At 64.7% G+C, this 25,627-nt stretch carries 25 protein-coding genes; 18 read left to right on the top strand and 7 right to left on the bottom strand.

Going from position 1 to position 25,627, the window contains the following annotated elements; genetic code table 11:
* Positions 1 to 72: 72 nt before the first annotated feature.
* The 7 genes from cpdA (at position 73) to DK261_RS05555 (ending at position 8,226) form a co-directional block, all read left to right on the top strand.
* Positions 73 to 888 (top strand): 3',5'-cyclic-AMP phosphodiesterase, encoded by an 816-nt coding sequence (gene cpdA / locus DK261_RS05585; protein ID WP_028683741.1) that lies wholly within the window; start codon positions 73 to 75, stop codon positions 886 to 888.
* Positions 889 to 1,004: 116 nt separating this feature from the next.
* The gene (locus tag DK261_RS05580; RefSeq protein WP_053268091.1) at positions 1,005 to 1,613 is read left to right on the top strand and encodes a YqiA/YcfP family alpha/beta fold hydrolase; all 609 of its coding nucleotides are present in this window, start codon (positions 1,005 to 1,007) and stop codon (positions 1,611 to 1,613) included.
* A 42-nt stretch (positions 1,614 to 1,655) separates the two neighbouring features.
* Complete coding sequence (gene parE, locus DK261_RS05575; RefSeq protein WP_110175382.1) at positions 1,656 to 3,563, top strand: DNA topoisomerase IV subunit B; 1,908 nt, start codon at positions 1,656 to 1,658, stop codon at positions 3,561 to 3,563.
* Positions 3,563 to 4,546, top strand: coding sequence for an esterase-like activity of phytase family protein (locus tag DK261_RS05570; protein WP_038630453.1), 984 nt, complete (start codon positions 3,563 to 3,565; stop codon positions 4,544 to 4,546). The genes parE and DK261_RS05570 overlap by 1 nt, the downstream gene beginning before the upstream one ends.
* Positions 4,543 to 5,064 (top strand): TIGR02281 family clan AA aspartic protease, encoded by a 522-nt coding sequence (locus DK261_RS05565; RefSeq protein ID WP_038630454.1) that lies wholly within the window; start codon positions 4,543 to 4,545, stop codon positions 5,062 to 5,064. Before DK261_RS05570 ends, DK261_RS05565 begins: the two co-directional genes overlap by 4 nt.
* A gap of 10 nt (positions 5,065 to 5,074) precedes the next feature.
* A complete protein-coding gene (gene parC / locus DK261_RS05560; RefSeq protein WP_009041892.1) occupies positions 5,075 to 7,333 on the top strand; it encodes a DNA topoisomerase IV subunit A in 2,259 nt (752 codons plus the stop codon).
* 179 nt (positions 7,334 to 7,512) lie between these two features.
* The gene (locus tag DK261_RS05555) at positions 7,513 to 8,226 is read left to right on the top strand and encodes a membrane integrity-associated transporter subunit PqiC (protein ID WP_007921414.1); all 714 of its coding nucleotides are present in this window, start codon (positions 7,513 to 7,515) and stop codon (positions 8,224 to 8,226) included.
* A gap of 209 nt (positions 8,227 to 8,435) precedes the next feature.
* Here DK261_RS05555 and DK261_RS05550 read toward each other — a convergent pair whose 3' ends face one another.
* A complete protein-coding gene (locus tag DK261_RS05550; RefSeq protein WP_009046679.1) occupies positions 8,436 to 9,980 on the bottom strand; it encodes an AhpA/YtjB family protein in 1,545 nt (514 codons plus the stop codon).
* Between the two features lie 134 nt (positions 9,981 to 10,114).
* Here DK261_RS05550 and serB point away from each other — a divergent pair, with 134 nt between their 5' ends.
* Positions 10,115 to 11,329 carry a phosphoserine phosphatase SerB gene (gene serB, locus DK261_RS05545; RefSeq protein ID WP_009041895.1) on the top strand — a complete coding sequence of 405 codons (1,215 nt, stop codon included), beginning with the start codon at positions 10,115 to 10,117 and terminating at the stop codon, positions 11,327 to 11,329.
* A gap of 28 nt (positions 11,330 to 11,357) precedes the next feature.
* Here serB and DK261_RS05540 read toward each other — a convergent pair whose 3' ends face one another.
* Complete coding sequence (locus DK261_RS05540; RefSeq protein WP_038575043.1) at positions 11,358 to 12,563, bottom strand: ISL3 family transposase; 1,206 nt, start codon at positions 12,561 to 12,563, stop codon at positions 11,358 to 11,360.
* A 295-nt stretch (positions 12,564 to 12,858) separates the two neighbouring features.
* Here DK261_RS05540 and DK261_RS05535 point away from each other — a divergent pair, with 295 nt between their 5' ends.
* Both DK261_RS05535 and DK261_RS05530 read left to right on the top strand, forming a co-directional pair.
* The gene (locus DK261_RS05535) at positions 12,859 to 13,833 is read left to right on the top strand and encodes a quinone oxidoreductase (RefSeq protein ID WP_110175381.1); all 975 of its coding nucleotides are present in this window, start codon (positions 12,859 to 12,861) and stop codon (positions 13,831 to 13,833) included.
* Positions 13,834 to 13,878: 45 nt separating this feature from the next.
* A complete protein-coding gene (locus DK261_RS05530) occupies positions 13,879 to 14,817 on the top strand; it encodes a LysR family transcriptional regulator (RefSeq protein WP_110175380.1) in 939 nt (312 codons plus the stop codon).
* A 6-nt stretch (positions 14,818 to 14,823) separates the two neighbouring features.
* Here the strand turns inward: DK261_RS05530 and DK261_RS05525 are convergent, their stop codons facing one another.
* Positions 14,824 to 15,717 (bottom strand): LysR family transcriptional regulator, encoded by an 894-nt coding sequence (locus DK261_RS05525; protein ID WP_110175379.1) that lies wholly within the window; start codon positions 15,715 to 15,717, stop codon positions 14,824 to 14,826.
* 85 nt (positions 15,718 to 15,802) lie between these two features.
* Here DK261_RS05525 and DK261_RS05520 point away from each other — a divergent pair, with 85 nt between their 5' ends.
* Positions 15,803 to 16,579: an NAD(P)H-dependent oxidoreductase gene (locus DK261_RS05520; RefSeq protein WP_110175378.1), complete on the top strand. Its 777-nt coding sequence runs from the start codon at positions 15,803 to 15,805 to the stop codon at positions 16,577 to 16,579.
* 67 nt (positions 16,580 to 16,646) lie between these two features.
* Here DK261_RS05520 and DK261_RS05515 read toward each other — a convergent pair whose 3' ends face one another.
* The gene (locus DK261_RS05515; protein WP_110175377.1) at positions 16,647 to 17,426 is read right to left on the bottom strand and encodes an SDR family oxidoreductase; all 780 of its coding nucleotides are present in this window, start codon (positions 17,424 to 17,426) and stop codon (positions 16,647 to 16,649) included.
* A gap of 35 nt (positions 17,427 to 17,461) precedes the next feature.
* On the bottom strand, positions 17,462 to 17,857 hold the full coding sequence (locus DK261_RS05510; RefSeq protein ID WP_110175376.1) for a heme-binding protein: 396 nt from the start codon (positions 17,855 to 17,857) through the stop codon (positions 17,462 to 17,464).
* Positions 17,858 to 17,951: 94 nt separating this feature from the next.
* Between DK261_RS05510 and DK261_RS05505 the strand changes: the two genes are divergently transcribed.
* The gene (locus tag DK261_RS05505) at positions 17,952 to 18,875 is read left to right on the top strand and encodes a LysR family transcriptional regulator (protein WP_110175375.1); all 924 of its coding nucleotides are present in this window, start codon (positions 17,952 to 17,954) and stop codon (positions 18,873 to 18,875) included.
* Between the two features lie 19 nt (positions 18,876 to 18,894).
* On the opposite strand, the gene DK261_RS05500 is transcribed toward DK261_RS05505, so the two are convergent.
* On the bottom strand, positions 18,895 to 19,455 hold the full coding sequence (locus tag DK261_RS05500; RefSeq protein WP_223815595.1) for a TetR/AcrR family transcriptional regulator: 561 nt from the start codon (positions 19,453 to 19,455) through the stop codon (positions 18,895 to 18,897).
* A 276-nt stretch (positions 19,456 to 19,731) separates the two neighbouring features.
* On the opposite strand from DK261_RS05500, the gene DK261_RS05495 reads away from it, so the two are divergent.
* The 6 genes from DK261_RS05495 to DK261_RS05470 all read left to right on the top strand — a co-directional run bounded on the left by DK261_RS05495 (position 19,732) and on the right by DK261_RS05470 (position 25,206).
* On the top strand, positions 19,732 to 20,760 hold the full coding sequence (locus DK261_RS05495) for a class 1 isoprenoid biosynthesis enzyme (protein WP_038633114.1): 1,029 nt from the start codon (positions 19,732 to 19,734) through the stop codon (positions 20,758 to 20,760).
* Positions 20,761 to 20,789: 29 nt separating this feature from the next.
* On the top strand, positions 20,790 to 21,734 hold the full coding sequence (locus DK261_RS05490) for a DMT family transporter (RefSeq protein ID WP_110175374.1): 945 nt from the start codon (positions 20,790 to 20,792) through the stop codon (positions 21,732 to 21,734).
* Positions 21,731 to 22,519, top strand: a complete 789-nt coding sequence (locus DK261_RS05485; protein WP_110175373.1) for a glutathione S-transferase family protein — start codon at positions 21,731 to 21,733, stop codon at positions 22,517 to 22,519. Before DK261_RS05490 ends, DK261_RS05485 begins: the two co-directional genes overlap by 4 nt.
* The gene (locus DK261_RS05480) at positions 22,509 to 22,952 is read left to right on the top strand and encodes a thioesterase family protein (RefSeq protein WP_016703260.1); all 444 of its coding nucleotides are present in this window, start codon (positions 22,509 to 22,511) and stop codon (positions 22,950 to 22,952) included. Before DK261_RS05485 ends, DK261_RS05480 begins: the two co-directional genes overlap by 11 nt.
* Before the next feature lie 12 nt (positions 22,953 to 22,964).
* Positions 22,965 to 24,248, top strand: coding sequence for a cation:proton antiporter (locus tag DK261_RS05475; RefSeq protein ID WP_110175372.1), 1,284 nt, complete (start codon positions 22,965 to 22,967; stop codon positions 24,246 to 24,248).
* A gap of 124 nt (positions 24,249 to 24,372) precedes the next feature.
* Positions 24,373 to 25,206 (top strand): enoyl-CoA hydratase/isomerase family protein, encoded by an 834-nt coding sequence (locus tag DK261_RS05470; protein WP_009049435.1) that lies wholly within the window; start codon positions 24,373 to 24,375, stop codon positions 25,204 to 25,206.
* A 146-nt stretch (positions 25,207 to 25,352) separates the two neighbouring features.
* On the opposite strand, the gene DK261_RS05465 is transcribed toward DK261_RS05470, so the two are convergent.
* Entirely contained in the window at positions 25,353 to 25,568 is a 216-nt protein-coding gene (locus tag DK261_RS05465; RefSeq protein ID WP_110175371.1) for a DUF3079 domain-containing protein, read from the bottom strand.
* Positions 25,569 to 25,627 lie beyond the last annotated feature (59 nt).

Raw genomic sequence — 25,627 nt, 5'->3', positions numbered from 1 at the left:
TCCTCTTTTGAATTTCCCCCAGCATAATTGCCCCCATTCCTCACTTCCCGTGACACGCCCTGGGAGGCCGCCTTGCCGAGCGTATCCACTCTGACCACCGACGATCCCGTGTTGCTGGTGCAGTTGTCCGACAGCCATCTGTTCGCCGAAGCGGACGGCACGCTGCTGGGCATGAATACCCGCGACAGCCTGCAGCGGGTGATCGAACTGGTGCTGGAGCAGCAACCGCGGATCGACCTGATGCTGGCCACGGGCGACCTGTCCCAGGACGGTACGCTGGAGTCCTATCAGCTGTTTCGTGACATGACCCGGCAGATTCCGGCGCCGGCGCGCTGGATTCCCGGCAACCACGACGAGCCGCAACTCATGGCGCAGGCGGCGACCGAGAGTTCGTTGCTGGCGCCGGTGGTGGACATCGGCAACTGGCGGATCACCCTGCTCGACTCGGCCGTACCGGGTTCGGTACCGGGTTACCTGCAGGACGAACAGTTGCAGTTGCTCGCCAGCGCCCTGAGCGAAGCCCCCGAGCGTCATCACCTGGTGTGCCTGCACCATCACCCGGTCTCCATCGGTTGTGCCTGGATGGAGCCCATCGGGCTGCGCAATCCGCACGCGCTGTTCGCCGTGCTGGAGCGTTTTCCGCAGGCGCGCGCGGTGCTCTGGGGCCATGTGCATCAGGAAATCGACCGTCAGCAGGGATCGCTACGCCTGCTGGCATCGCCCTCGACCTGCATTCAGTTCGAGCCGGGCAGCGAGGATTTCAAGGTCGGCGAAACCGCGCCGGGCTATCGCTGGCTGCGCCTGCTGCCCGATGGGCGCCTGGAAACCGGTGTCGAGCGGGTCACCGGCTTCGATTTCCAGGTTGATTATGGTAGCGACGGCTACTGATTCCGCCCCGGAGCCGCCGTCCGAGGCGGCAGGACAAAGGGATACACCTGAACACAAGTCAAGCGGCGATACACCCTGTAAACTGCGCCTTTTTGCACGATGCAAAGGGAGTGCGCATGTCCGGTTCGATCCTGTATATCCACGGCTTCAACAGCGCGCCGGCGTCGAAGAAAGCCAGCCAGCTGATCGCTGTCATGGAGGCGATCGGCCACGGTGAACAGCTGCGCGTGCCAGCCCTGCATCATCATCCGCGCGAGGCCATTGGCCAGTTGGAGCAGGCGATTGCCGAACTCGGACGGCCGCTGCTGGTCGGCAGCTCTCTCGGCGGCTACTATGCGACTCACCTTGCCGAGCGCCACGGCCTGAAAGCCCTGCTGATCAACCCCGCGGTCAGTCCGCACCGGATGTTCGACGGCTTTCTGGGCACGCAGACCAACCTCTATACCGGGGAAACCTGGGAACTGACCCACGACCACGTGACGGCCCTGGCCGAGCTGGAAGTGCCGGCGCCCCAGGACCCGCAGCGGTTCCAGGTCTGGCTGCAGACAGGTGACGAGACGCTGGACTATCGCAGCGCCCAGCTGTATTACCGAGCCTGTGCCTTGCGCATCCAGGCCGGCGGCGACCATAGTTTCCAGGGTTTTGCCGGACAATTGCCGGCGTTGTTGAATTTTGCCGGCATCGGCCCGGATCAGTACCAGGCGATCGATTTCACCTCGCTGTGAAACCTCGCTTCTATTTCATTGAACGACTAACGACGAGACCCCATGGCCACTCCCAGCGCTAGCTCTTATAACGCAGACGCCATCGAAGTCCTCTCGGGCCTCGACCCGGTGCGCAAACGCCCGGGCATGTACACCGATACCACCCGGCCGAACCACCTCGCCCAGGAAGTCATCGACAACAGCGTCGACGAAGCCCTGGCGGGGCACGCGAAGTCGATCCAGGTCATCCTGCATGCCGACCACTCCCTGGAAGTGTCCGATGACGGACGCGGCATGCCGGTGGACATTCACCCGGAAGAGGGTGTGTCCGGCGTCGAGCTGATCCTCACCAAGCTCCATGCGGGCGGCAAGTTTTCCAACAAGAACTACCAGTTCTCCGGCGGTCTGCACGGGGTGGGTATTTCCGTGGTCAACGCCCTGTCGACCCAGGTGCGGGTGCGGGTCAAGCGTGACGGTAACGAATACCAGATGACCTTCGCCGACGGCTTCAAGGCCACCGAGCTGGAAGTGGTCGGCAGCGTCGGCAAGCGCAATACCGGGACCAGCGTGTACTTCGCTCCGGATCCGAAATACTTCGATTCGCCGAAGTTCTCCGTCAGCCGCCTCAAGCATGTGCTCAAGGCTAAGGCCGTGTTGTGCCCAGGGCTGCTGGTCAGCTTCGAAGACAAAGGCACCGGCGAGAAGGTCGAGTGGCATTACGAAGACGGCCTGCGCTCCTACCTGGTGGACGCGGTCAGCGAATTCGAACGCCTGCCGGCCGAACCTTTCTGCGGCAGCCTGTCGGGTAACAAGGAAGCGGTGGACTGGGCCCTGCTGTGGTTGCCGGAAGGCGGCGACAGTGTGCAGGAAAGCTATGTCAACCTGATCCCGACCGCCCAGGGCGGTACTCACGTCAACGGTTTGCGCCAGGGCCTGCTGGACGCCATGCGCGAGTTCTGCGAATTCCGCAACCTGCTGCCGCGCGGCCTGAAGCTGGCGCCGGAAGATGTCTGGGAACGCATCGCCTTCGTGCTGTCGATGAAGATGCAGGACGCGCAGTTCTCCGGCCAGACCAAGGAGCGCCTGTCATCCCGCGAGGCGGCCGCCTTCGTTTCGGGTGTGGTCAAGGACGCATTCAGCCTGTGGCTCAATGCCAACCCTGAGCTGGGCATGCAACTGGCGGAGCTGGCCATCAGCAACGCCGGCCGTCGCCTCAAGGCCAGCAAGAAGGTCGAGCGCAAGCGCATCACCCAGGGCCCGGCGCTGCCTGGCAAGCTGGCGGACTGCGCCGGCCAGGACCCGATGCGTTCCGAGCTGTTCCTGGTGGAAGGTGATTCCGCCGGTGGTTCGGCCAAGCAGGCGCGGGACAAGGAGTTCCAGGCGATCCTGCCGCTGCGCGGCAAGATCCTCAACACCTGGGAAGTCGACGGCAGCGAAGTCCTGGCCAGCCAGGAAGTGCACAACATCGCCGTGGCCATCGGGGTCGACCCGGGCGCCGAGGACATGAGCCAGCTGCGCTACGGCAAGATCTGCATCCTCGCCGACGCCGACTCCGACGGCTTGCACATCGCGACACTGCTCTGCGCGCTGTTCGTCCAGCATTTCCGTCCGCTGGTGGATGCCGGCCACGTCTACGTGGCGATGCCGCCGCTGTACCGCATCGACCTGGGCAAGGAAATCTACTACGCCCTCGACGAAGCCGAGCGCGATGGCATCCTCGATCGCCTGGTGGCCGAGAAGAAGCGTGGCAAGCCGCAAGTCACCCGATTCAAGGGCCTGGGTGAAATGAACCCACCGCAACTGCGCGAAACCACCATGGACCCGAACACCCGGCGCCTGGTGCAATTGACCCTCGGTGAGGACTTCGCCGCGACTTCGGAAATGATGGACATGCTGCTGGCGAAGAAACGCGCCGGCGATCGCAAGAGCTGGCTGGAGTCCAAGGGCAACCTGGCCGAGGTTCTGGCCTGATGCGCAGAGGCTTTGCCCTGGCGTTACTGCTATTGGCAACCTCGGCAATGGCCGACCCCTTGCCCGAGTTGAGGCTGCTGGCCGAGCATCCGGTGGACGGTATGCGTGGCGGCAACCTGTCGGGGCTGGCGTTGTGCGGCAAGGAGCTGTGGACGGTCTCCGACCGCGACGATGACCAGATCTATCGGCTCGATACCAGCGATCGAGTCTGGCAGGCCGAGACCGTGCGCATCGACATACCGCCGGTGCCGGACAGCGGTTTGCCCTGGGGCTTGAGTTCGCGCACCTGGGTCGCTTCGTTCGTGCGCGGCGGCGACCTGGATTTCGAGGGCATCACCTGCGACAGCGCCGGCAACAAGTATGTGGTCAGCGAATCCCACGCGGCGGTATTGCAGCTGGCGCCGACGGGGTCGGCCGCCTGGCTGAAGATTTCACCGATCATGGTGCGCGAGGCGCGGGCCAGCGGTATGTTGCTGCACTTCAATGCCCTGTTCGAGGGCCTGGCGGTCAACCCGGCCGGCGACAAGATCTGGCTGGCTGCCGAGCGCGAGCGCCGCGGGCTGCTGTTGATCAAGCGCCAGCAGAGTGTCTGGGACTGCGATGGCGGCTGTGTGCTGCTCAGCGAGGCCGGGCTGGAAATGCAGCCGCCGCAGATGCCCAAGGCCAAGGCGGTGTCCCGGGATTTCGCCGACCTGTCGCTGTTCGAGGGCAAGTTGTTCACCCTCGAGCGCAATGCGTTTCAGGTCTGTCGTCGTGATGCGTCGACGGCCAAGGTCGAGCGTTGCTGGTCGTTTGCCGCCGAGGCGTTGCAGGAAAACCGGCGTTATCCACAGGACTATGGCCTGACCGAGGCGCTGGTGGTGGATGCCGATGGCGCCTGGATCGGTGTGGATAACAACACCGGTGCCCGTGCCGACGGTGAAAAACGCCCGATCATCTGGCGCTTCGCCGCGCCCGAGGGCGGTTGGAGTGCCAAGCCGTGAGCCTGCAGCCACCGGGTAAACGTGCCGGGCGCGTGCTGCTGGTGCTGGCCTGGGGCGCCGGGCTGTTCCTGGCGACACGGTTTTTCGGCGAGTGGGAACAGCATCAGGAGAACCCCAATGCTGTCGTCACTTCGCAACAACATGAGGGTTACATCGAAGTGAAACTGGTCGGCAACGGCCAGGGGCATTTCGTCGCCAGCGGCCAGATCAACGGCCAGCCGGTGAATTTCATGCTCGATACCGGAGCGACCGATGTGTCGATCCCGTCCGGGCTGGCCGAGCGTCTTGGCCTGGAGAAGGGCGCACCGGTGACCCTGAGTACCGCCAACGGTCGTAGCGAGGGTTATCGAACCCGCCTCGACCGCCTGCAACTGGGCGATATCGTCCTGCGGGATGTCCGTGCGCTGGTCGCGCCGGGCCTGGGCGACGAGCAGGTATTGCTGGGCATGAGCGCTTTGAAAAAACTTGAATTTACCCAGCGCGGCGGCACCTTGCTGCTGCGCCAGACAACGAACTGATGAGGCCCGCATGAGCGACTCCCTGGATCTCAGCCTGGATGGCGTAGAACGCCGATCGCTGGCTGACTTCACCGAAAATGCCTACCTCAACTACTCCATGTACGTGATCATGGACCGTGCTTTGCCGCATATCGGCGACGGCCTGAAACCGGTACAGCGGCGTATTGTCTACGCCATGAGTGAGCTGGGGCTGGATGCCGATTCCAAGCACAAGAAGTCCGCCCGTACGGTCGGTGACGTGCTGGGTAAGTTCCACCCCCACGGCGACTCGGCCTGCTACGAAGCCATGGTGCTGATGGCGCAGCCTTTCAGCTACCGCTACACGCTGGTGGACGGCCAGGGTAACTGGGGTGCGCCGGACGATCCCAAGTCCTTCGCCGCCATGCGTTACACCGAAGCGCGTCTGTCGCGTTACTCCGAAGTCCTGCTCAGCGAGCTGGGCCAGGGCACCGCGGACTGGGGGCCGAACTTCGACGGCACCCTGCAGGAACCCCTGGTATTGCCGGCACGTTTGCCGAATATCCTGCTCAATGGCACCACTGGCATCGCCGTGGGCATGGCCACTGACGTGCCGCCGCACAACTTGCGCGAAGTCGCCACGGCCTGCGTGCGCCTGCTGGACGAGCCCAAGGCCACGGTCGAACAGCTCTGCGAGCATATTCAGGGCCCGGACTACCCGACCGAAGCGGAAATCATCACGCCACGCGCGGACCTGCTGAAAATCTACGAAACCGGTCGCGGTTCGGTGCGCATGCGTGCCGTCTATCGCATCGAGGATGGCGACATCATCGTCACCGCGCTGCCGCACCAGGTGTCCGGCGCCAAGGTGCTGGAACAGATCGCCGCGCAGATGCAGGCCAAGAAGCTGCCGATGGTCGCCGACCTGCGTGACGAGTCGGACCATGAGCACCCGTGCCGGATCGTGATCATTCCGCGCTCCAACCGGGTCGATCCCGACGAGCTGATGCAGCACCTGTTTGCGACCACCGAGCTGGAATCCAGCTACCGGGTCAACGTCAACATCATCGGCCTGGACGGCAAGCCGCAGTTGAAGAACCTGCGCGCCCTGCTGGTGGAATGGCTGGAGTTTCGCGTACTGACGGTGCGCCGCCGCCTGCAGTTCCGCCTGGACAAGGTCGAGCGCCGCCTGCACCTGTTGGACGGTTTGCTGATCGCCTACCTCAACCTGGATGAAGTGATCCACATCATTCGTACCGAGGATCAGCCGCGGGCCAAGCTGATCGAGCGTTTCGCCCTGAGTGAAGTGCAGGCTGACTACATCCTCGATACCCGCCTGCGTCAGTTGGCGCGTCTGGAAGAGATGAAGCTGCGCGCCGAGCAGGACGAACTGCTCAAGGAGCAGGCCAAGCTGCAAGCCTTGCTCAACAGTGAAGCCAAGCTGAAGAAGCTGGTGCGCACCGAATTGCTGCAGGACGCTGAAACCTACGGCGACGATCGTCGTTCGCCGATCGTTGAGCGTGCCGAGGCCAAGGCCTTGTCGGAAAACGAGCTGATGCCGACCGAGCCGGTCACCATCGTTCTGTCGGAAAAAGGTTGGGTACGTTGCGCCAAAGGGCATGATATCGACGCCACGGGCCTGTCCTACAAGGCCGGTGACGGCTTCAAGACCTCGGCCATCGGGCGCTCCAACCAGTTCGCGGTGTTTATCGACTCCACTGGGCGCAGTTATTCGGTGGCGGCACATACGCTGCCATCGGCCCGTGGCCAGGGTGAGCCGCTGACCGGACGCCTGACGCCGCCGCCTGGCGCCAGTTTCGAATGCGTGCTGCTGCCGGACGACGAGGCGCTGTACGTGATCGCATCCGACGCGGGTTACGGCTTCGTGGTCAAGGGCGAGGATCTGCAAGCCAAGAACAAGGCCGGCAAGGCACTGTTGAGCCTGCCGAACAACGCCAAGGTGCTGTTGCCTCGGCCGGTGAGCGATCGTGAGCAGAACTGGCTGGCTTCGGTGACCACCGAAGGGCGTTTGCTGGTGTTCAAGATCAGCGACCTGCCGCAACTGGGCAAAGGCAAGGGCAACAAGATCATCGGGATTCCGGGTGAGCGGGTGGCCAGCCGCGAGGAGTACGTGACCGATATCGCGGTGCTGCCGGAAGGCGCGACACTGGTGCTGCAGGCCGGAAAACGTACCCTGTCGCTCAAGGCCGATGACCTCGAGCACTACAAGGGCGAACGCGGTCGCCGGGGTAACAAACTGCCACGAGGCTTCCAGCGAGTGGATGCGTTGTTGGTAGAAACTCTCAATTGATGCGGCTTAGAGCGTCCGATCTGCGATTTAACCGGTAGAACGGCGCTACAACACTGGAGTCATGGCGCATATTCACGGATGATATGCGCTTTCAAGCGCCGGCGTGGCTGAGCGTTATTCAGGGTTATTTTGAGTATTTACACTGTGGCTAGCCTTGTGGCCGCCACCTGGATGGGATGATGACTGCTCTGCGCCTTCCTCTTGTTTTCTTGCTCGCTGGCGTTCTTGGCCTGGCGGGTTGCAGCGTACACCAGCCGGTGTCGCTGTATCAGCTGGACAGCGGAAGTCCGGCTCAGCCGGCACAAAGTGCCGGCATGGCTGTATTGCTGGGGCCGGTACTGGTTGCCGACTACCTGCAACGTGAAACCTTGCTGCAACGCCAGAACGACGGCAGCCTGCAGGCTTCGACTGACGGTCGCTGGGCGGGCAGCCTGTCTTCCGATATCGATCAGTTGCTGTTGCGCCAGGTCGCCGGCCAGCTGGATAGCCAGCGCGTCGTACTGGCGCCGGCGAGTACCGGTTTCACTCCGGATGTGCAGGTATTGTTGTCGATCACTCGTCTGGATTCGGGCGCGTCGCAACCGGCGGTTCTCGATGCGCAATGGCGCCTGATCGATCGCCGTGGGCAGGTGCGCGACAACCGTATCGTTCATCTGCAGGAGCAACATGCCGGTACCACCGCGTCCCAGGTCCAGGCCCAGGGTGTACTGCTGCAACGCCTGGCCGAGCAGCTGTCGGGGGCTCTCAAGCCGCTGGCCAACCAGCCGACGGTAGCCGAGGTGCCACGCAAGGCGGCGCCTGCGCCGGCGGCAAAACCGGCCGAGCAGGAGAAGCAGCCGAAGATTCCGATGGCCACTCCAATCCGCACGGATATGGAAGTGTTCCGCTTCTGAGTGTTGCGGTTACAGGACAAAGCCCGCTGATCAGCGGGCTTTGTCGTTTCTGGAGAGTTGTCCGGTGGCTTGGGCGCTCTGCGGTGTTCTGCAGATTGCTATCGCCTACCGAAGCAGATAGGTGCGAGGCTTGCCCGCGATGGCGTCAGCCCGATCAACACCCAACAAAAAGCCCGCATCGCTGCGGGCTTTTTTGTTGAGCGGCTGGCTTACAGCTTGGCCCGGCTCTCGTGCATCCGCGCCAGTTGCCGCTCCAGCATCGATGGGTAGGGCTCCATCAGGCGCTCGACGCAGCAGGCGCCTTCCGGGCTGGCGATCGGACGAATGCGCGCACGCTGACGAATCAGCGCGTCATCGTTGATCTTGCGCTCGACCAGCAGCAGGTTGCGGCTGTGCTGGGACAGCGCCAGGGCATCCTGGGCGGTCTCGGTCAGCAGCAGGTCGATCTGGCTCAGGCCGAACAGCTCGTCGCCCAGGGTCAGGCCCAGTTGCAGTTGCAGGGTGATACCGCTGTCGGCCACTTCGATTTGCAGGGCGTGGCCCAGGGCGCGCAGCAGTTCGCCGCAGCAGATGGCGTTGGTCAGGTAGTCGTCGCCGCTGTCTTCGCTGTGGAACAGCATCAGCGTGCTGCCGTCGTTCAGGGTGTGCAGTTCGCTCTGGTACAGCGAGGCAGCCTGGTCGAGGCAGTCGCGGTAACGTTCCAGCAATTCCGTCAGGCGGGCGCGGGGCAGGCGGCGCAGTTGCTCCTGGGCGCCCAGTTGCACGGCCAGTACCGCGCTGTGCTGCGGTTGTGCCGGTACCATGGGTTTCACGATCGGTTTGGCAGCGGTCGCGGTGGACGAGCTGTCGCGAAGATCGGCGAACGGGTCTTCGTCGTCGGCCAGATCTTCTTCGGCGCTGACCACGTGCCGTGGTGCGGGCTTGAGGCCGGCCACCGGAGCGCTTTCGTCGAAGCTCGGGTCACGCAGGTTGCGCACCTCGAAGGTCGGTTCCGCGTCTTCGCTGTCGTCGTAGTCGGTATCGTCGATCTCGGTTTCCGGTTCGGGCTCCGGCTCGACCTTCTCCGGCGCGAAGCTGGCATGCAGCTGGCGCGCCAGGTCGCCGATCTCGTCCTGGCGCTGGGTGGCCGGGGTATGCGCGTCGATATCCCGCAGCCAGACCCGCAGTTGCATCAGCGGCGTGGAGATGTGCCGCCCCAGGCGCAAGCTCAAGGCCAGGGCCAAAGCCAGCAGGATGGCGCTGAGAATGCCCATGCTCTGCAGGCTGATGGTCATCGGCTGCTGGAATTGTTCCATGTCCAGGCTGATGCGCAGGTTGCCCGCGGTCACGTCCTGGAAGGTGATCTTGGTTTGGTAGACGCCTTCGGTTTCACCCAGCAGGCTGCTTTTCGGGCGCTGACCGGCTTCGGCGAGGATGCGGTTGTCCACGCTGTAGATCGCCGCGTGGGCCACGAGCGGGTTCTTGGTCAGGTTGTTCAGCAGCACGTTGAGGCTGAGGATGTCGTTGGACACCAACAGTTCGGTGGCCGAGGTCGCGGTCTGGGTGGTCAGGCTCTGACCCAGGGCGTCGGCTTGTTCGTGCATGGCCTGCTTGAATTGCAGCCCCATCACGCAGGCATAGATCACCAGGGCCAGGGCGACCAGGATCACGTTATGGCTGGCAATGCGCAATGCAATCGGTACACGGCGATGACGCAGTGCACGGAAGATCAGCAGGAAGAAGTTATCGGTTTTAACTGGCGTGGGCCGGTTCACTGAGCTCGGCTCTTTTGTCCGTGAAGTTGAGGCGCAGTATAGCGACAGGCCCTAGACCGGCAAAGCGCTGGCTGTGCCCGATGGTCACTGAAAGTGGGTAGAATGCGGTTTTTTTCCACCTGCGGGGGTGCGCCTTGCGCGAAATCGTCCTGATAAACATCACTGGTGAGGACCGTCCGGGCCTCACTGCGGCCATTACCGGCGTTCTGGCCCAGGGTGGTGTGAACATTCTCGACATCGGTCAGGCGGTGATTCACGACACTCTGTCGTTCGGCATCCTGGTTGAAATTCCGGACAACGAGCAGAGCTCGTCGGTGCTCAAGGACATTCTGTTCACCGCCTATGAGCTGGACCAGCAGGTCCGTTTCACGCCGGTTTCCGAAGAGGATTACCAGCAGTGGGTCGGCGGCCAGGGCAAGAAGCGCCATATCGTTACCTTGCTGACCCGCAAGGTCACCGCCGAGCAGTTGCAGCGCGTCAGTTCGATCACCGCCAAGTACGGCTTGAATATCGACCATATCGATCGCCTCTCCGGGCGCATGCCGCTGGACACCCCGGCCGACAAGGGCAAGGGTTGCATCGAGTTCTCCGTGCGTGGCGAAGCAGCCGATCCGCAAGCGTTGCGCGCCGAGTTCCTGAGCGTCGCACAGGAACTGAACGTCGATATCGCCTTCCAGGAAGACTCGCTGTTCCGTCGTAACCGCCGCCTGGCGGTGTTCGACATGGACTCGACGCTGATCGAGGCGGAAGTCATCGACGAGCTGGCCAAGGCGGCCGGCGTGGGTGACCGGGTGGCGGAAATCACCGAGCGGGCCATGGCCGGCGAGCTGGATTTCCGGGCCAGCTTCAAGGAACGCCTGGCCTTGCTCCAGGGCCTGGACATCAAGGTGCTGGACTCCATCGGCGCATCGCTGCGCCTGACCGAAGGCGCCGAGACCCTGTTCGCCGAACTCAAGCGCCTGGGCTACAAGACCGCGATCCTCTCGGGTGGCTTCACTTACTTCGCCAAGCAATTGCAGGCCAAGCTGGGGATCGACTACGTATTCGCCAACGAGCTGGAAGTGGTCGACGGCAAGGTGACCGGTGTCGCGGTCGAGCCGATTGTCGATGCCCAGCGCAAGGCCGATCTGCTGCGTGAGCTGGCCGCCAAGGAAGGGTTGCGCCTGGAGCAGACCATCGCGGTCGGCGACGGCGCCAACGATCTGCCGATGCTGGCGATCGCCGGCCTGGGCGTGGCCTTCCGCGCCAAGCCGCTGGTCAAGCAGTCGGCCAAGCAGGCGATCTCCACCCTGGGCCTTGATGGCGTGCTTTATCTGCTGGGCTTTCGCGATCGCGACGGCCAGCTCTGAGCCGAATCCAAGGCAAAAAAAAGGTTCTTCACGGAATACCGGGAAAGACGCTCTTGATCTTCATGAAAAAGAATTCGCTATCCCGGTAACCGTACGCCATTCGTTTGATGACCTTTATGCGATTGTTTATTCCTTCCAGCTGACCGGTGTGCATCGGCCAGCGAACGCGGCTGACGATGCCCCGCCAGTAACTCTTTAGCCGTTTGGCGAACTGGATCAGTGCCGGTATTTCGCTTTCATGAGCATGGCGCAACCATTGCTTCCAGGCCGATCTCCAGCTCCAAGCGGTATTCGGCGTCCAGAGCGTTTTGAGTTCAGCCTTCATCAAGTAGACCGTCATCAACGCTTGGTTGGCCGCCAGTAAATCCTGCAAGTGAACCTGTTGTTCCGGCGTTTTCAGATTCTGTGGATTGCGTAGCAGTAGCCATCGCGCTTGCTTGATGACCTTACGAGCAGGCTTGTCGTGGCGTAGTCGATTAGCCTCGTCAACGCGGACCCGATCAATCACCTCTCGGCCATATTTGGCCACCACATGGAAGAGGTCGTAGACCACGCGCGCTTTGGGGCAGTGCCGGCGAACCTCCAGGTCAAAAGCGGTGTTCATGTCCATCGCCACCGCTTCGATTCGGGCGCAACCCTCTGGTCCCAACTCTTCGAAGAACGGCCTGACCGCCGCACGGCTGCGGCCTTCGCCGATCCACAGCACTCGTCGTGTATCCGCATCCAGCACCACACTGGCGTAACGATGGCCCTTGAACAGAGCGAACTCGTCCATCACCAGACGCCGTGGTTGCGCCTTCGGCAGATCGCTCAATGCCGTTTGCAAGGCGCGACGCTCTAGCAGCCGAACGGTGTCCCAATGCAACCCAAACAGTTGAGCCACGTGTAACGTGGGAAGGCGTTCGCAGGCTTGAATCACCGCATCGGCCAAGCGGCGCGTCATACGGGCATAGCGATCCAGCCAACTGACAGTCTCCATGCGTTTGCCGCAGTCACGACAGCCAACACGTCTGAGCAAAACGCTGAGGCGCACTGCACGGCCGAGAATGGGCAAATCACGAACGACTCGCTCGCAATACTCGTGAGTGGTTGAACAGGGCTTTTGGCATCCACCACAGGAAGGGAGTCGGGTGGTGTGGGGCGTCAGATCGATCTGTAGGGCATCGCCATCAGGCTTGATCGTGACGACAGAAAAGCCCTCCCAAAAAGGAAGGAAAGTATTAATATCGTGCATAAGAACGCCGGTTTTTTAGATGTGTTTGCTCGCACGAACATCATCAATCAAATCGGCGTTCTTGTTTCTGTGTTTCCCGGAATTCCGTGAAGAACCAAAATAAAGCGTCAGGCAGGCCCTGCTCAATGAACCCGAATTACGCGGGTCCATCTGTGCCCCAAGGCCAATCCAATTCCAGATTTCTTCTCGGACTCCTGCACAGCGCGCAGCAGTGTAATGCAGCCAACCTGGATTGTTGCCCCAACAGCTCACTTCTATCCTCGCCTCCTTTACGAACATTCCAAGGAGATCGAGCATGGTCACCCGCATACAGCTTCACCAAGTCGGCGCCCCCCAGGTCCTGCAGTTCGAGCAGGTGCCAGCCCAGGCACCCGGTGCCGGCGAGGTCTGGCTGGAGCAGACGGCCATCGGCGTCAACCCGCTGGACCTCAGCCAACGCAGCGGCGCCGTGCCGGTTGCCCTGCCCTGCGGGCTCGGGCTGGAAGGCGCGGGGCTGGTCAAGGCGATCGGTCCCGGGGTCACCCAGGTCCAGGTGGGCGACCGCGTCGCCTATGCCACCGGGCCCCTCGGCGCCTATGCCAGCGCCCGCCTGTACCCGGCCGAGCGCCTGGTCAAGCTGCCGCCGCTGCTGGCCTCGGACGCCGCCGCGGCGCTGCTGTTCAAGGGCATCACCGCCCAGTACCTGCTCAAGTCCACCTACCCCGTCGGGCCTGGCAGCCGGGTGCTGATCTATGGCGCCGCCGGTGCCCTGGGGCAGTTGATGGTGCCCTGGGCCAAGCATCTGGGGGCCAGCGTCATCGGCGTCGTATCCAAGGCGCAAAGTGTCGAGCGGGCCCGGGCGGGCGGCTGCGACGAAGTGCTGGTGTTCGATACCGCGACCCTCGCCCAACAGGTCGTCGAGGCCACTCAAGGGCACAAGGTCGATGTGGTGTACGACCCGATCGGCCGGATGTCCTTCGAAGCCTCCCTCGACAGCCTGCGCCCGCGCGGCCTACTGGTGTCCTTCGGCGCGGCGTCGGGTGCTCCGGACGCGGTGCAGGTCGGCACGCTCAACGCCAAGGGCTCGCTGTTCCTCACCCGCCCGTCCCTCGCCGCCCACACCGCCAGCGCCAGCGAGTACCAGGCACGCGCCGCCGATGTGCTGGACGCCTTCGCCGCGGGTATCATCCAGCCGCGGATCTGGCAGCGTTATCCCCTGGCCGAGGTGGCCCAGGCCCACGCCGATCTGCACGACGGACGCGCGCAAGGAGCCATCGTATTGATACCTTGAAGCCGTTTCCTTCCCTTCTGGCCGCATAGCGAGGTATCCCGGCACATGGATCTGTTCGACAGTCGACAGGCCGATGAACTCGCCACCCTGATGGCGCTCTTCGAGCATGGTTCTTTCGCCGCCGCCGGCCGCGCCTTGCAGCGCCACCCTTCGGTGCTGTCCAAGCGCCTGGCGGCCCTGGAAAGCCGCCTGGGCATTCGCCTGGTGCAGCGCACCACCCGGCAATTGCGCTTCACCGACGAAGGCGCGCGCCTGGTCGAACGCCTGCGGCAGGCGGCGAGCCTGATCAGCGAAGCCGAACACGAAGCTTCCCAGGGCGCTGCGCAGATCCGTGGGCGCCTGCGCCTGGCCCTGCCGGCCGCCATGGGCCGGCGCTGGCTCAGCCCGATCCTCGCCCAGTTCGCCCTGGCCCATCCCGGGGTGGTGCTGGAGACCGAGTATTCGGACCGCTTCGTCGACATTGTCGGTGAGGGTTTCGACGCGGCGATCCGCATCGGCGAGCTGGCCGACAGCCAACTGGTGGCCCGCAAGCTTTGTGCGCACCGGCGCATCCTCTGTGCCGCGCCCGCCTATCTGCAACGCCATGGCGAACCGCAGGTGCCTGCCGACCTTGCCAGCCACAACTGCCTGGGCTTTACCGGCCTGCGCTCCTACCCCGACTGGCGCCTGACCCGCCAGGGCCGGCAGGAAACCGTGCGCATCCACGGCACCCTGCACAGCAATGACAACGAGGCGCTGTTGTCCGCGGCCCGGGCCGGGGTCGGCATCCTCGCCGGCGGCGACTGGCTGATGCACCAGGACCTGGCGTCGGGGCATCTGGTCCGGGTGCTGCCGCAGTGGCAGCTGGACAGCGACTCGGGAATCTACCTGCTGCGCCCCTCCGCGCGCTTCAGCAGCGCCACCACCCAGGCCTTCAAGCAGTGGATCGAGGCGTTTTTTGCCCAGGGCGCGCCGTGGGAAACGCCGGCCAGGGACGAGGCGTAGCAGCGTTCACAGCGAAGCGACGATGAACTCCCGCAGCCATTGGTGGGCCGGGTCGCGGTGGCAGCGCTCGTGCCAGAGCATGGCCATTTCATAACCCGGGACTTCCAGCGGCGGCTCGACCACCTTCAGCGCCGGGTTGTCGCGCACCAGGCGCGACGGCAGCATCGCCACCAGGTCGGTGCTCGCCAGCACGGAGAGGACAAACAGGAAGTGCGGCACCGACAGCACCACCCGGCGCGTCAGGCCCACCTCCCCCAGCGCGCTGTCGGTGACGCCATGAAAACCCCCGCCATCGGGCGACACCACAACGTGCTCCAGCTTGCCGAACTGCGCCAGGCTCGGGCGTCGTTGCAGCCGTGGATGGCCCGCGCGGCCCACCAGCACATACCGCTCGCTGAACAGCACCCGGCGGCGCAGCCCGGGGGGTGAGTCCTCGCTGGTGTGCAGGGCCAGGTCGATGCTGCCCTGCTCGGCCTGCCGGACCAGGCGTCCGGGCTCCAGTTCGAGCACCGCCAGCCGGGTGCCGGGGGCCGCCGCGCGCAAGCCGGCCAGCGCCGGGAGGATCACCGTCGACTCGCCGTAGTCGGACGCCGACACGCTCCAGGTATTGGCCGCCGCGCCCGGGTCGAACGGGCTGGCCGGCGACACCGCCAGCTCCAGTGCTTCCAGCGCCCGGCGCAACGGCTCGCGCAATTCGTCGGCCCTGGCGGTGGGCCGCATGCCCCGCGGGCCCGGCAGCAACAACGGGTCGCCGAAGATCTCCCGCAGCTTGGCCAAATGCACGCTGACCGAAGGTTGCGACAGGTTCAGGCGTTGCGCCGCGCGGGTCACGTTGTGCTCCGCCAGCAGCACATCCAGGGTCAGCAGCAGGTTGATGTCCAAGCGCCTCAAATTATTCACGACAATACCTGGGATATTGGATATTCATTTCCAATATACCTGGCGACGATCGATCCTGCTGTCTCCCGACATTGGAGACCCTGTGATGAATGTACTGCTGGTGTATGCCCACCCCGAACCCCGCTCCTTGAACGGCTCGCTCAAGGACTTCACGATCAAGCGCCTGCAGGCCGCCGGCCACGCGGTCCAGGTCTCGGACCTGTATGCGATGAACTGGAAGGCGCCGCTGGATGCCGACGACAGCCTGGGCCGGCCGGACAACAGCCGCTTCGATCCGTCCCTGGACTCCAAGCGCGCGTTCGAAGAAGGCCGGCAATCGGCGGACATCGCCCGCGAGCAGGAAAAACTGCTCTGGGCCGACACCGTGCTGCTGCAATTTCCCCTGTGGTGGTTCTCCATGCCGGCGATTCTCAAGGGCTGGGTGGAACGGGTCTACGCCTACGGTTTCGCCTATGGCGTGGGCGAGCATTCGGACGCGCGCTGGGGCGATCGCTACGGCGAAGGCACCCTGGCCGGCAAGCGGGCGATGCTGATCGTCAGCGCCGGCGGCTGGGAATCCCACTATGGCCCGCGGGGCATCAACGGGCCGATGGACGACCTGCTGTTCCCGATCCACCACGGCATCCTTTATTACCCCGGCTTCGACGTGCTGCCGCCGTTCGTGGTCTACCGCACCGGGCGCATCGACGAGGCGCGCTTCGCAAGGATCTGTGAAGAACTTGGACAACGTCTCGACCAACTGCAACAGACCGCGCCCATCGCCTTCCGCCCACAGAACGCCGGCGCCTACCGGATCCCCGAACTCACCCTGCACCCGGAGATCGCCGCCGACCGCCAGGGTTTTGCGGCCCATCTGGTGTAGACCTTGGGCTCACTGCTCAGCCAGCCGCGTACTGGCTGGCTGTAGAAATGCAGGCGCCGGCATTCACCTACGACTGCTGGCGCGTCCAGGCATCCTGCTGGTCCTGCTTGACGATGTCGACGAAGTGCGCCGGCAGCAGGTTGCGGAACGGCCCGCCGTCGCCCTCCACCACCTCGACCATCTTCGCCACCATTTCCTCGGGGTCGTATTGCTCGAAGGGGAACTTCAGCCCGGAGTGATCGGTGAAGTGCTTCTGCGGGTCGTACCAGCTTTTCCAGGTCTCCATCATCCGGTCGTTGAAACCGGTGGAATAGGGCCCGGGGTTGATGGTCGCGACCTGGATGCCGAACTCCGCCAGCTCCATGTGCAGGGCCTCGGCGATGGACTCCAGGGCGTGCTTGGAGGCGCAGTAGGCACCGGTGAAGGGCCCGGTGAGCAGGCCGGCGATCGACGAGACGAAGACGATCTTGCCCTTGCGCCGCTCGACCATCTGCCGCACGAAGCCCTGGGTCAGCTCCAGGTTGGCGAACACGTTGGTCTCGAACTGGGAGCGCAGGATATCCACCGGGATTTCCGCAATGGCGCCGGTCTCGGCATCGCCGGCGTTGTTCAACAGCACATCGATGTCCCATTGCCAGGCATGGGCCCGGTCGCGGGCCGAGGTGATGTCGAGTTTCTCCACCCGCAGTTTGAGGTCCAGGCTGTCGGCGAGTTCGCGCAGTTCGGTGACCTGCGGGGTGATCTGCACCCCGGCGATCACTTCATGGCCGTTGGCCGCCAGGCGCAGCGCCACCGCGCGACCAAAGCCCGAACCGGCGCCGGTGACCAGAATACGTTTTTTGCTCATTGTGGTTTCTCCAGGAAAATGTCGCAGGCCAGGGCTCAGAGGCAAGCCCGGGCGATGATTTCGTCTTCAACCGCGGTGCCGCCGGAGACGCCGATGGCGCCCAGGCAATGCCCCGCCTGATCGACGATGGGCAGGCCGCCGGCAAAGCTGGTCAAGCCGCCGTTGCTCTGCTCGATCGACCACAACGACTGCCCCGGCCCGGACAAGGCGCCGAGTTCGGCGCTGGCGGTACGGAACAGCGCCGAAGTCCGGGCCTTGCGCTGGGCCAGGTCGATCGCCCCCGGCACGGCGTCGTCCATGCGCACGAACGCCAGCAGGTTGCTGCCCGAATCGACGATGGCGATGCACACCGACAGCTGCATCTGCATGGCTTTGGCGATGCCCTTGTCGAGCATCTGCCGGGCGGGTTTGAGGGTGACGGGCCAGTGCATGGCAGGACTCCTTTGCGGTTGAAAAGAGTCTATGAAGCTCGTAGCTTTAAGAGAATCCGCATTCTCCCTACAAGACTATTAAGTATTTCTAACAATGAGCCGACGCGATCCACTGGCCGGGCTGCACCTCTTCATGGCGGTGGTCGAGACCGGCAACTTCACCCGCGCCGCCGCCGTGCTGGGCGTGACCCCGGCGGCCGTGAGCCTGGCCATCACCCAGCTGGAAAGCGAACTGCAGACCAGGCTGTTCCACCGCACCACCCGCGGCGTCAGCCTGACGGAAAGCGGCCAGCGTTTTCACGAAGGCAGCGAAGCCGGCTACCGCAGCCTGCTGCAGGCCCGGGACGAGTTGGGGGAAACCCAGGGCGAGCCGTCGGGGCATCTGCGCATCAGTGCCTTGCACATGGCCAAGCACCTGATCGTCGCCCCGCTGCTCGAGGACTTCTTCCAGCGCTACCCCAGGGTCACCCTGGAAATACGCTACGAAGATCAACTGGTGGACATCGTCAAGGAGCAGCTCGACGCCGGCATCCGCCTGGCCGACGCCCTGCACCCGGGCATGCACGCGGTGCAGATCACCCCGCCGCTGCAATGCGCCCTGGTGGCCAGCCCGCGGTACCTGGCGCACCACCCGGCGCCGCGCAGCATCAACGAGCTGCACCAGCATTCCTGTGTCCGTTTTCGTTTTCCCAGCAGCGGGCAGATGCACAAATGGCAGCTGCACGACGGCCAGCACGAGGTGAAGCTGGATGTGCCCGGGCGCTTCATCAGCACCGACACCCAGGCGGTGATCGAAGCCGCCCGCGCCGGCGTCGGCATTGCCCATGTGTTCATTCGCGAACGGATCGCCGCCGACCTCGCCAGCGGCCGGTTGGTGGAAGTCCTGCCCGGCACCTGCCAGCCGCTGCCGGCCATGTGGCTGTACTACGCCAACCGCCGGCACGTCCCGCCCAAGCTGCGCGCCCTGATCGAGGTGTTGCGGGACTGGAAGCAGTCGCTCGGGCGCGACAGCCGGTAAAACGGCCCCGAGGTAAGGACTAGGCCCGCGCCCGGACGCTCGGCACCAGCAGCCGCACCAGGGAATCGGCAGTCGTGCGCAAACGTTCCGGCTCCTGGTAGATGCGTTCCATCACCGCCAGCCCGCGGGTGAAGGTGACCATGACCTGCGCCACTTCATCCGGCGCCAGGGCCAGGTCGCCCTGGATCGGCTCGGCCGACAACGCGGTGCTGATGGTCAGTTGCAGGGCGTCCAACAGGTCGCGCAAGCGTTGCTGGATGCGTGGGCCGATGGTGTCGGCGTCGGTGGCCGTCTTGGTGGTCAGGCAACCTTTGGCTGGCGTGCCGCTGGTCATGTTGCTGATCGCCACCTGGAAAAACTGCCGCAGCGCGGTCTCAGCGTCCGCGGCCTCGAGGGCCTTGGCGGCGTTGCCCAAAAAGCGCGTGGCGTAGGCTTCGAACGCCAGCAGGAACAACGCCTCCTTACCGCCGTAGGCGTGGTACAGCGAGCCGCGCTGGACCTCGGCCGCCTCGGCCAGGTCGGCCATGGAGGTGGACTGCCAGCCCTTGCGCCAGAACACATCAAGGACCGCCGACAACACCTTTTCTTCGTCAAACTGCCTGACACCCGCCATAAAAATCACTGCTCACATAATTGTTGACAACCTTGTCAAAGATACCAACACTGCGATCTTTGACACACCTGTCAATCATACCCGATAGGTGCTGTGCGGTAAGCATGCTTGATGTACTGGTCCACGACTTCCGCTGCGCGCCACGCAAGGAAGTCGGCTTCACCTGCGCAGCCACGCCCGCTAACAGCGGGCGTGGGCGCGAGCGGTTTTCTCTTTTTACGTCAGGAAAAAGGAGTCTACGAAATGGTTTCGAACAGTCGTATCCAGTATGGCTACATCAATGTCATCGAGCCCGCCGAGCACAAGGGCGAGCTCACCCGCGACAAGGTCGAGCGCTTCACCGAGGGCTTCACCAAACCCGCCCTGCTACGCAAACTCGCACCCATCGGCGAGGAGTTCGCGCAACGGTCGTTCTTCGACCAGGTCGGCTCAGGGAAAAACCTGCAATGGCGGGTCAAGTCCGGCGACCAGCCGGTGTCGATGCGCGACGAGAACGGCGCCTCGGACTACAACTACGTCACCGGCCGCGTCGGCACCGGGCAGGAATTCCTCGACGACATCTTCACCCATAACCTCGACGTCTACTCGCACCTGGGCACGATTTCCTCGAGCTACAACGACCCCTACGAGTGGGGCAAGGACGCCTTCAACCTGGTCAAGCAGCACGTCTTCAGCAAACCCTGGTTCAGCATCGACGCCTGGAAAGTCACCGGCCACATGTTCCTCGGCTACAGCACCCAGGAATACGGCGAGCCGGCCCGCGGCGCGGTGGGCAGCGACTGGCACATTTTCCCCACCCTCAACATCTTCGTGATGATCGCCGGCACCAAGAAGTGGAGCACCCGCCCACCGCAGCTGGGCGACCAGTTCCGCGACTACGACCTGATGTTCGAAACCAGCAGCGGCCGCGAAGCGCCAGGCGGCGACTACGAGGCCGACACCGTCTATGTCGAGCCGGGCGACGTGCTGATCAACCCGCCCTTCGAATGGCACAAGGTGCTCAATGCCCGCGGCCTGAGCATCGGCGCGGCGTTCCGGGTGATCGACATCGACTACCTGGACAAGCTGGAGAACCGCCGCAACCTGGACCTCTCCAAGGTTGCCCATGACAACGGCAGCTTCGCCGAGACCGAGGAGCTGGCGCACTTCCTCACCAGCCTCAACTACGCCTCGCGCCACATCAACCGGGCGCAGATGCTGCTCAACGACCTCGAGTACGCCTACCTGCGCAAGCGCGGCAACGCCGGCTCGGTGAAGATCGGCCACCGCTAGCCCCCAGGCGCCGCAGCGAGGACCCGCTCATGACGCTCACCGTCAGTCCCGAACAGCGTTGGGCCGGCATTCTGTGCGGCCTCGCCGCGGCCTTGATCTGGGGCGCGTTCCCGGTGGTCACCCGGCTGGGGCTGACCCGCACGCCGCTGGATGCCTACGACATCACCTGCATCCGCTACGGCGTTTCCGGGCTGATCCTGCTGCCGTACCTGCTCCGCCATGGCCGCCGGGGCCTGAGCTGGACAAGCATCGGCCTGATGGTCGTCGGCATCGGCGCGCCGTACATGCTGGTGGTGGCCCAGGGGCTGGCCCTGGCCCCGGTGGAACTGTTCGCGGTGGTGACCCCCGGCAGCATGATCCTGTTGTCGATCCTGATCAGCGCACGGCTGTTCGGCACCCGCCTCGGCGCCCGGGCGAACGCCGGCACCGCGCTGATCATCGGCGGCGTGCTGCTGGCCGGCTGGCACAGTTTCGCCGGGGCCCAGGCCTCGCCCTACGCCTACCTGATGTTCCTGCTCGGCGGCCTGCTGTGGGCGATCTACACCCTGGTGTCGAAATGGTCCGGCAGCGACGCGCTGCACGCCACGGCGATCGTCTCGGTGTGCTCGATGGCCCTGTACCTGCCGGTCTACCTGGCCAGCCGCGGGCTGCGGATCCTCCAGGCGCCGCTCTGGGATATCGGCATCCAGGTGGTCTACCAGGGCCTGCTGGTGTCGACGGTGGCGTTGTTCTTCTACAGCCGCTCGGTCCAGCTGCTCGGCGCTTCACTCGGCTCCACCTTCGCCGCGCTGGTGCCGGGCACGGCCATGGTGCTGGCCGCCCTGTTGCTCGGTGAGCGCGCCAACAGCACTGCCATCGCCGGCTTGCTGGTGGTGACCGCCGGCATGCTCCTGACCCTGCTGCCGCAACGCCCGCGCCCGCTGCCGGGCGCCATCGGCCAGCCGACACCCAGGCCACCAGGGCCCACGCCATGAGCGACCTGCATGAGCGGAGCGCAACCACAGTCCATAGCGAAGGAAAACCAAGCATGAGCAGCGCATCCCTGACCCTCTACGAACTGGCCGGCGCCGACCCGGAGCTGCGCTTCAGCCCGCACTGCTGGAAAACCCGCATGGCCCTGGCCCACAAAGGCCTGGAAAGCCAGCGCATCGCCTGGCGCTTCAGCGACAAGGCGCGCATCGCCTTTTCCCGGCAGGGCGCGGTCCCGGTGCTGGTGGACGGCGACCAGAACATCAGCGACTCCTGGCGCATCGCCCTGCACCTGGAGCAGCGTTACCCCGAGCGCCCGTCCCTGTTCGGCGGTCGCGACGCCATCGCGCTGGCGGGCTTCGTCAACCGTTGGGCCGACAGCATGCTGCTGCCCGCCGTGGCCCGGGTGATCCTGCTGGATGTCTACGAACAACTGGCCGACGAGGACCGGGAGTATTTCCGCAGCTCCCGGGAAGCGCATTTCGGCACCTCGCTGGAACAGCTGGTAGCCCCGCAAGCCAGGCACCTGGAGCAGTTGCGCCAGGTCCTGACCCCGCTTCGCCAGACCCTCAAGGGCCAACCCTTCCTGGCCGGCGAGGCCCCGGCCTATGCCGACTATTGTGTGTTCGGCATGTTCATGTGGGCGCGCTGCACCAGTGGCGAAGAACTGCTGGCGCCCAACGACGCCCTGCATGCCTGGCGCGAACGCCTGCTGGACGCCTTTGGCGGGCTGGCGCGCGCCGCGACCCTGGCCACCCCTCTCGAGACTGGAGCACGCCATGTCCAATGATCCCGCCCTGCACGACTTCGCCGTCCGTTCCTCGGACAAGATCCGCTATGCCGACACCGACCGCCAGGGCCATGTGAACAACGCGGTGTTTGCCACCTTCCTGGAAACCGGGCGGGTGGAGATCATCTACGACCCGCATGCGCCGCTCGCCGAACCCGGCAGCGAATTTGTCATCGCGCGCCTGGAGCTCGACCTGCGCGCCGAACTGCGCTGGCCCGGCACGGTGCAGATCGGCACCCGGGTCGCCACCCTCGGTAAAAGCTCGATGACCCTGGAGCAGGCGCTGTTCCAGGACGGACGCTGCGCGGCCCTGGCCACCACCGTGATCGTGCAGATCGATGCCCAGAGCCGGCGCTCGAAACCCTTTGGCGAAGAGGCACGGCGCCGCTTGAGCGCCCTGACCACGACCGCGGACTCGTTCGCGGTGAAATAGGCGGAGGACGCCATGTCGACGCTACAGCAACTGTTCTCGGCCCTGCCGTTTTTCCAGCTGGCGGTGATCATCGTCGCCAGCCAGCTGTGTGGCGCGCTGCTGGCCCGCTGGGGGCAGTCGCGGGTGATCGGCGAAATCTGCGTGGGCATCCTGCTCGGCCCCTGCCTGCTGCTGGCCCTCGGTGCGCAGTGGCATGCGGCGGTCTTTCCGGCGGCCATCCGCCTGGGCATCGAGACCCTGGGCAATATCGGCCTGGTCCTGCTGATGTTCCAGATCGGCCTGCGTTTCGACAACAGTCACTTGAGCAACCAGAAGATCGGTTTCAGCGCCCTCTCGGTGGCCGCCGGCGGGGTGATCCTGGCCTTCGCCCTCGGGGCCATGGTCGGGCTGCTCTCCCACGGCGCCCTGGCGCCCGCCCAGCCCCGGCTCGGCTACGTGCTGTTCTGTGGCATCGCGCTGTCGATCACCGCCCTGCCGGTGCTGGTGCGAATCATCAGCGACCTGGGGCTGGAGCACTCGCTGGCCGGGACGGTGGGCATCGCGGCCGCCGCCATCACCGACATCATTGGCTGGGTGCTGCTGACCCTCATCGTCGCCCTGTCCAGTAGCGACAGCTCGCTGTTCGGAGTGTTGCGCCAACTGACCTTCATCACCCTGTTCCTGGTCCTCGCCCGCTGGGGCCTGCGCCCGCTGCTGCACGCCCTGACACGGCTGCTCGCGACCCGCGGCGCGGCCCCCGCCGCCGACATGAGCATGGCGCTGATGCTGGCGACAGCCCTGCTGTTCGGCTGGATCACCACCCTGATCGGCCTGCACAGCGCCCTGGGCGGGCTGATCGCCGGCTGGCTGCTGCGCGAGCAGCGCCAGCACTGGCACCGCCATATGGAAGGCTTCGTCAACATCGGGCTGGTGCCCTTCTACTTCGCCGCCACCGGACTGAAGATGGACCTCGGCGCCCTGGCACCGCTCGACAGCTGGCTGTGGCTGCTGGCCTTCTTCGCCGCCGCGGTGCTGGGCAAAACCGCCGGCTGCTACCTCGCCGGACGCCTGGCCGGCCTGTCCGTGGAGGTCTCGCGCAGCGTCGCGGTGTTGATGAACACCCGTGGCCTGATCGAGATCATCGTGCTCTCCGTGGGCCTGGACATGGGGCTGATCTCCCAGAGCGCGTTCTTCCTGTTGCTGATGGTGGCCATCGCCACCACCCTGATGACCACCCCGCTGCTCCGGCGCCTGGCCAGGACCGAGGTCCTTCCATCCGCCCTGGTGAAAGGCGGGCTGCAGACTTCCGATCGGTAACCATCGAGCGACCGGGAAGGCCGGAAAAACCCGGGAGCTACACTCGCAGGTTGTGCCTTGCCCGCGCCCGAAAGCCTGGCCCGGCAATGGATATCCCTCGCCAACCACAGGAGGTGCGGCGGCCATGGTCTTCACCGAAATCGACTACGAAACCCAGGGACCGATCAGGATCATCCGCTTCAACCGGCCGCAGAAACGCAATTGCATCGGCCCCACCACCCACCTGGAACTGATCGAGGCCTGGAGCCGTTTTCGCGACGATCCGCACGCCCTCGTGGCCATCATCACCGGCGCCGGCGACCAGGCCTTCTGTGCCGGCGGCGACCTCAAGGCGGCGCTCGATCTGGTGCCCACCACCGCGGACGAGATCGCCGCGCACAACCGCGGCGAGCGCCCCGGGATCATCGGTCCGAGCCGCTGGACGGATATCTACAAACCGGTGATCGCCGCGGTGAACGGCGTGGCCTACGCCGGCGGCCTGGAGTGGGCCTGCTTCGCCGATATGCGCATCGCCGAGGAACACGCCACCTTCGGCGTGACCTGCCGCCGCTGGAACATCGGCCTGGGCGATGGCGGCACCCAGCGCCTGCCACGCATCGTCGGCATGGGCCGGGCGCTGGAGTTGATCCTCACCGGCAAGGTCATCTGCGCCAGCGAGGCGCTGGCTATCGGTCTGGTCAACGAGGTCGTCGCCAAGGGCCGCTCGCTGGAGCGCGCGCTGGAACTGGCGCACCTGCTCTGCACCCTGCCCCAGCCCGCCATGCGCTCGGACAAGGAAGCACTCATCCGCGGCTACGGCCAGCCCCTGGCCGAGGGCCTGCGCATCGAAGCCGAGTGCTTCAACCGCTCCATCCATCAGCCGGAAACCCAGGAAGGACTGCGCCGCTTTCGCGAACGCGACCACCCGGACCTGCGCGGCGACGTGCCGCCCCAGACACCGGGGTTGACCAGGGATTGAGGGCTACGGCGTTACCGCTGTAGTTCACGCACCGGCTTCAAACAGCGCAAACCAATACGGCTTCACAGGTTCAACCAAGAACAGCGTTGTGACGCTGTAGGGGCAATCCCTTGACCAGGGATTCTGGGAAAAACCGCGCTCCCGGCTCAGGACCGCCCCTCGTCCAGCGCCTTGTCCGACACGATCGGCGGCTCGATGCCCCAGTCGCCGTGCAGGTACCAGTCGTCGCCGAGCATCTCGGCGGGGTGCATGGTGCGGTCCGAGCCATTGCCGCAGGCCAGGGCATTGGCCGCGCAGTAGCGGTCGCAACCCCAGCAGATGCGTTCGGGGTGCTTGGGGCTGATGGGAAAATTCTTGGCCATGGCGTTCCCCGGATACGGGTGGGAGTGGCTCCCAGGCTACGACGCCCGCGGGGAAATGC

It is taken from the genome of Pseudomonas sp. RW409 (genome assembly GCF_003184125.1).
In the GTDB taxonomy this organism is placed as follows: Bacteria; Pseudomonadota; Gammaproteobacteria; order Pseudomonadales; family Pseudomonadaceae; genus Aquipseudomonas; species Aquipseudomonas chlororaphis_I.
The sequence above is the reverse complement of the archived record's forward strand: the minus strand, read 5'-3'. Positions and strand labels throughout refer to the sequence as shown.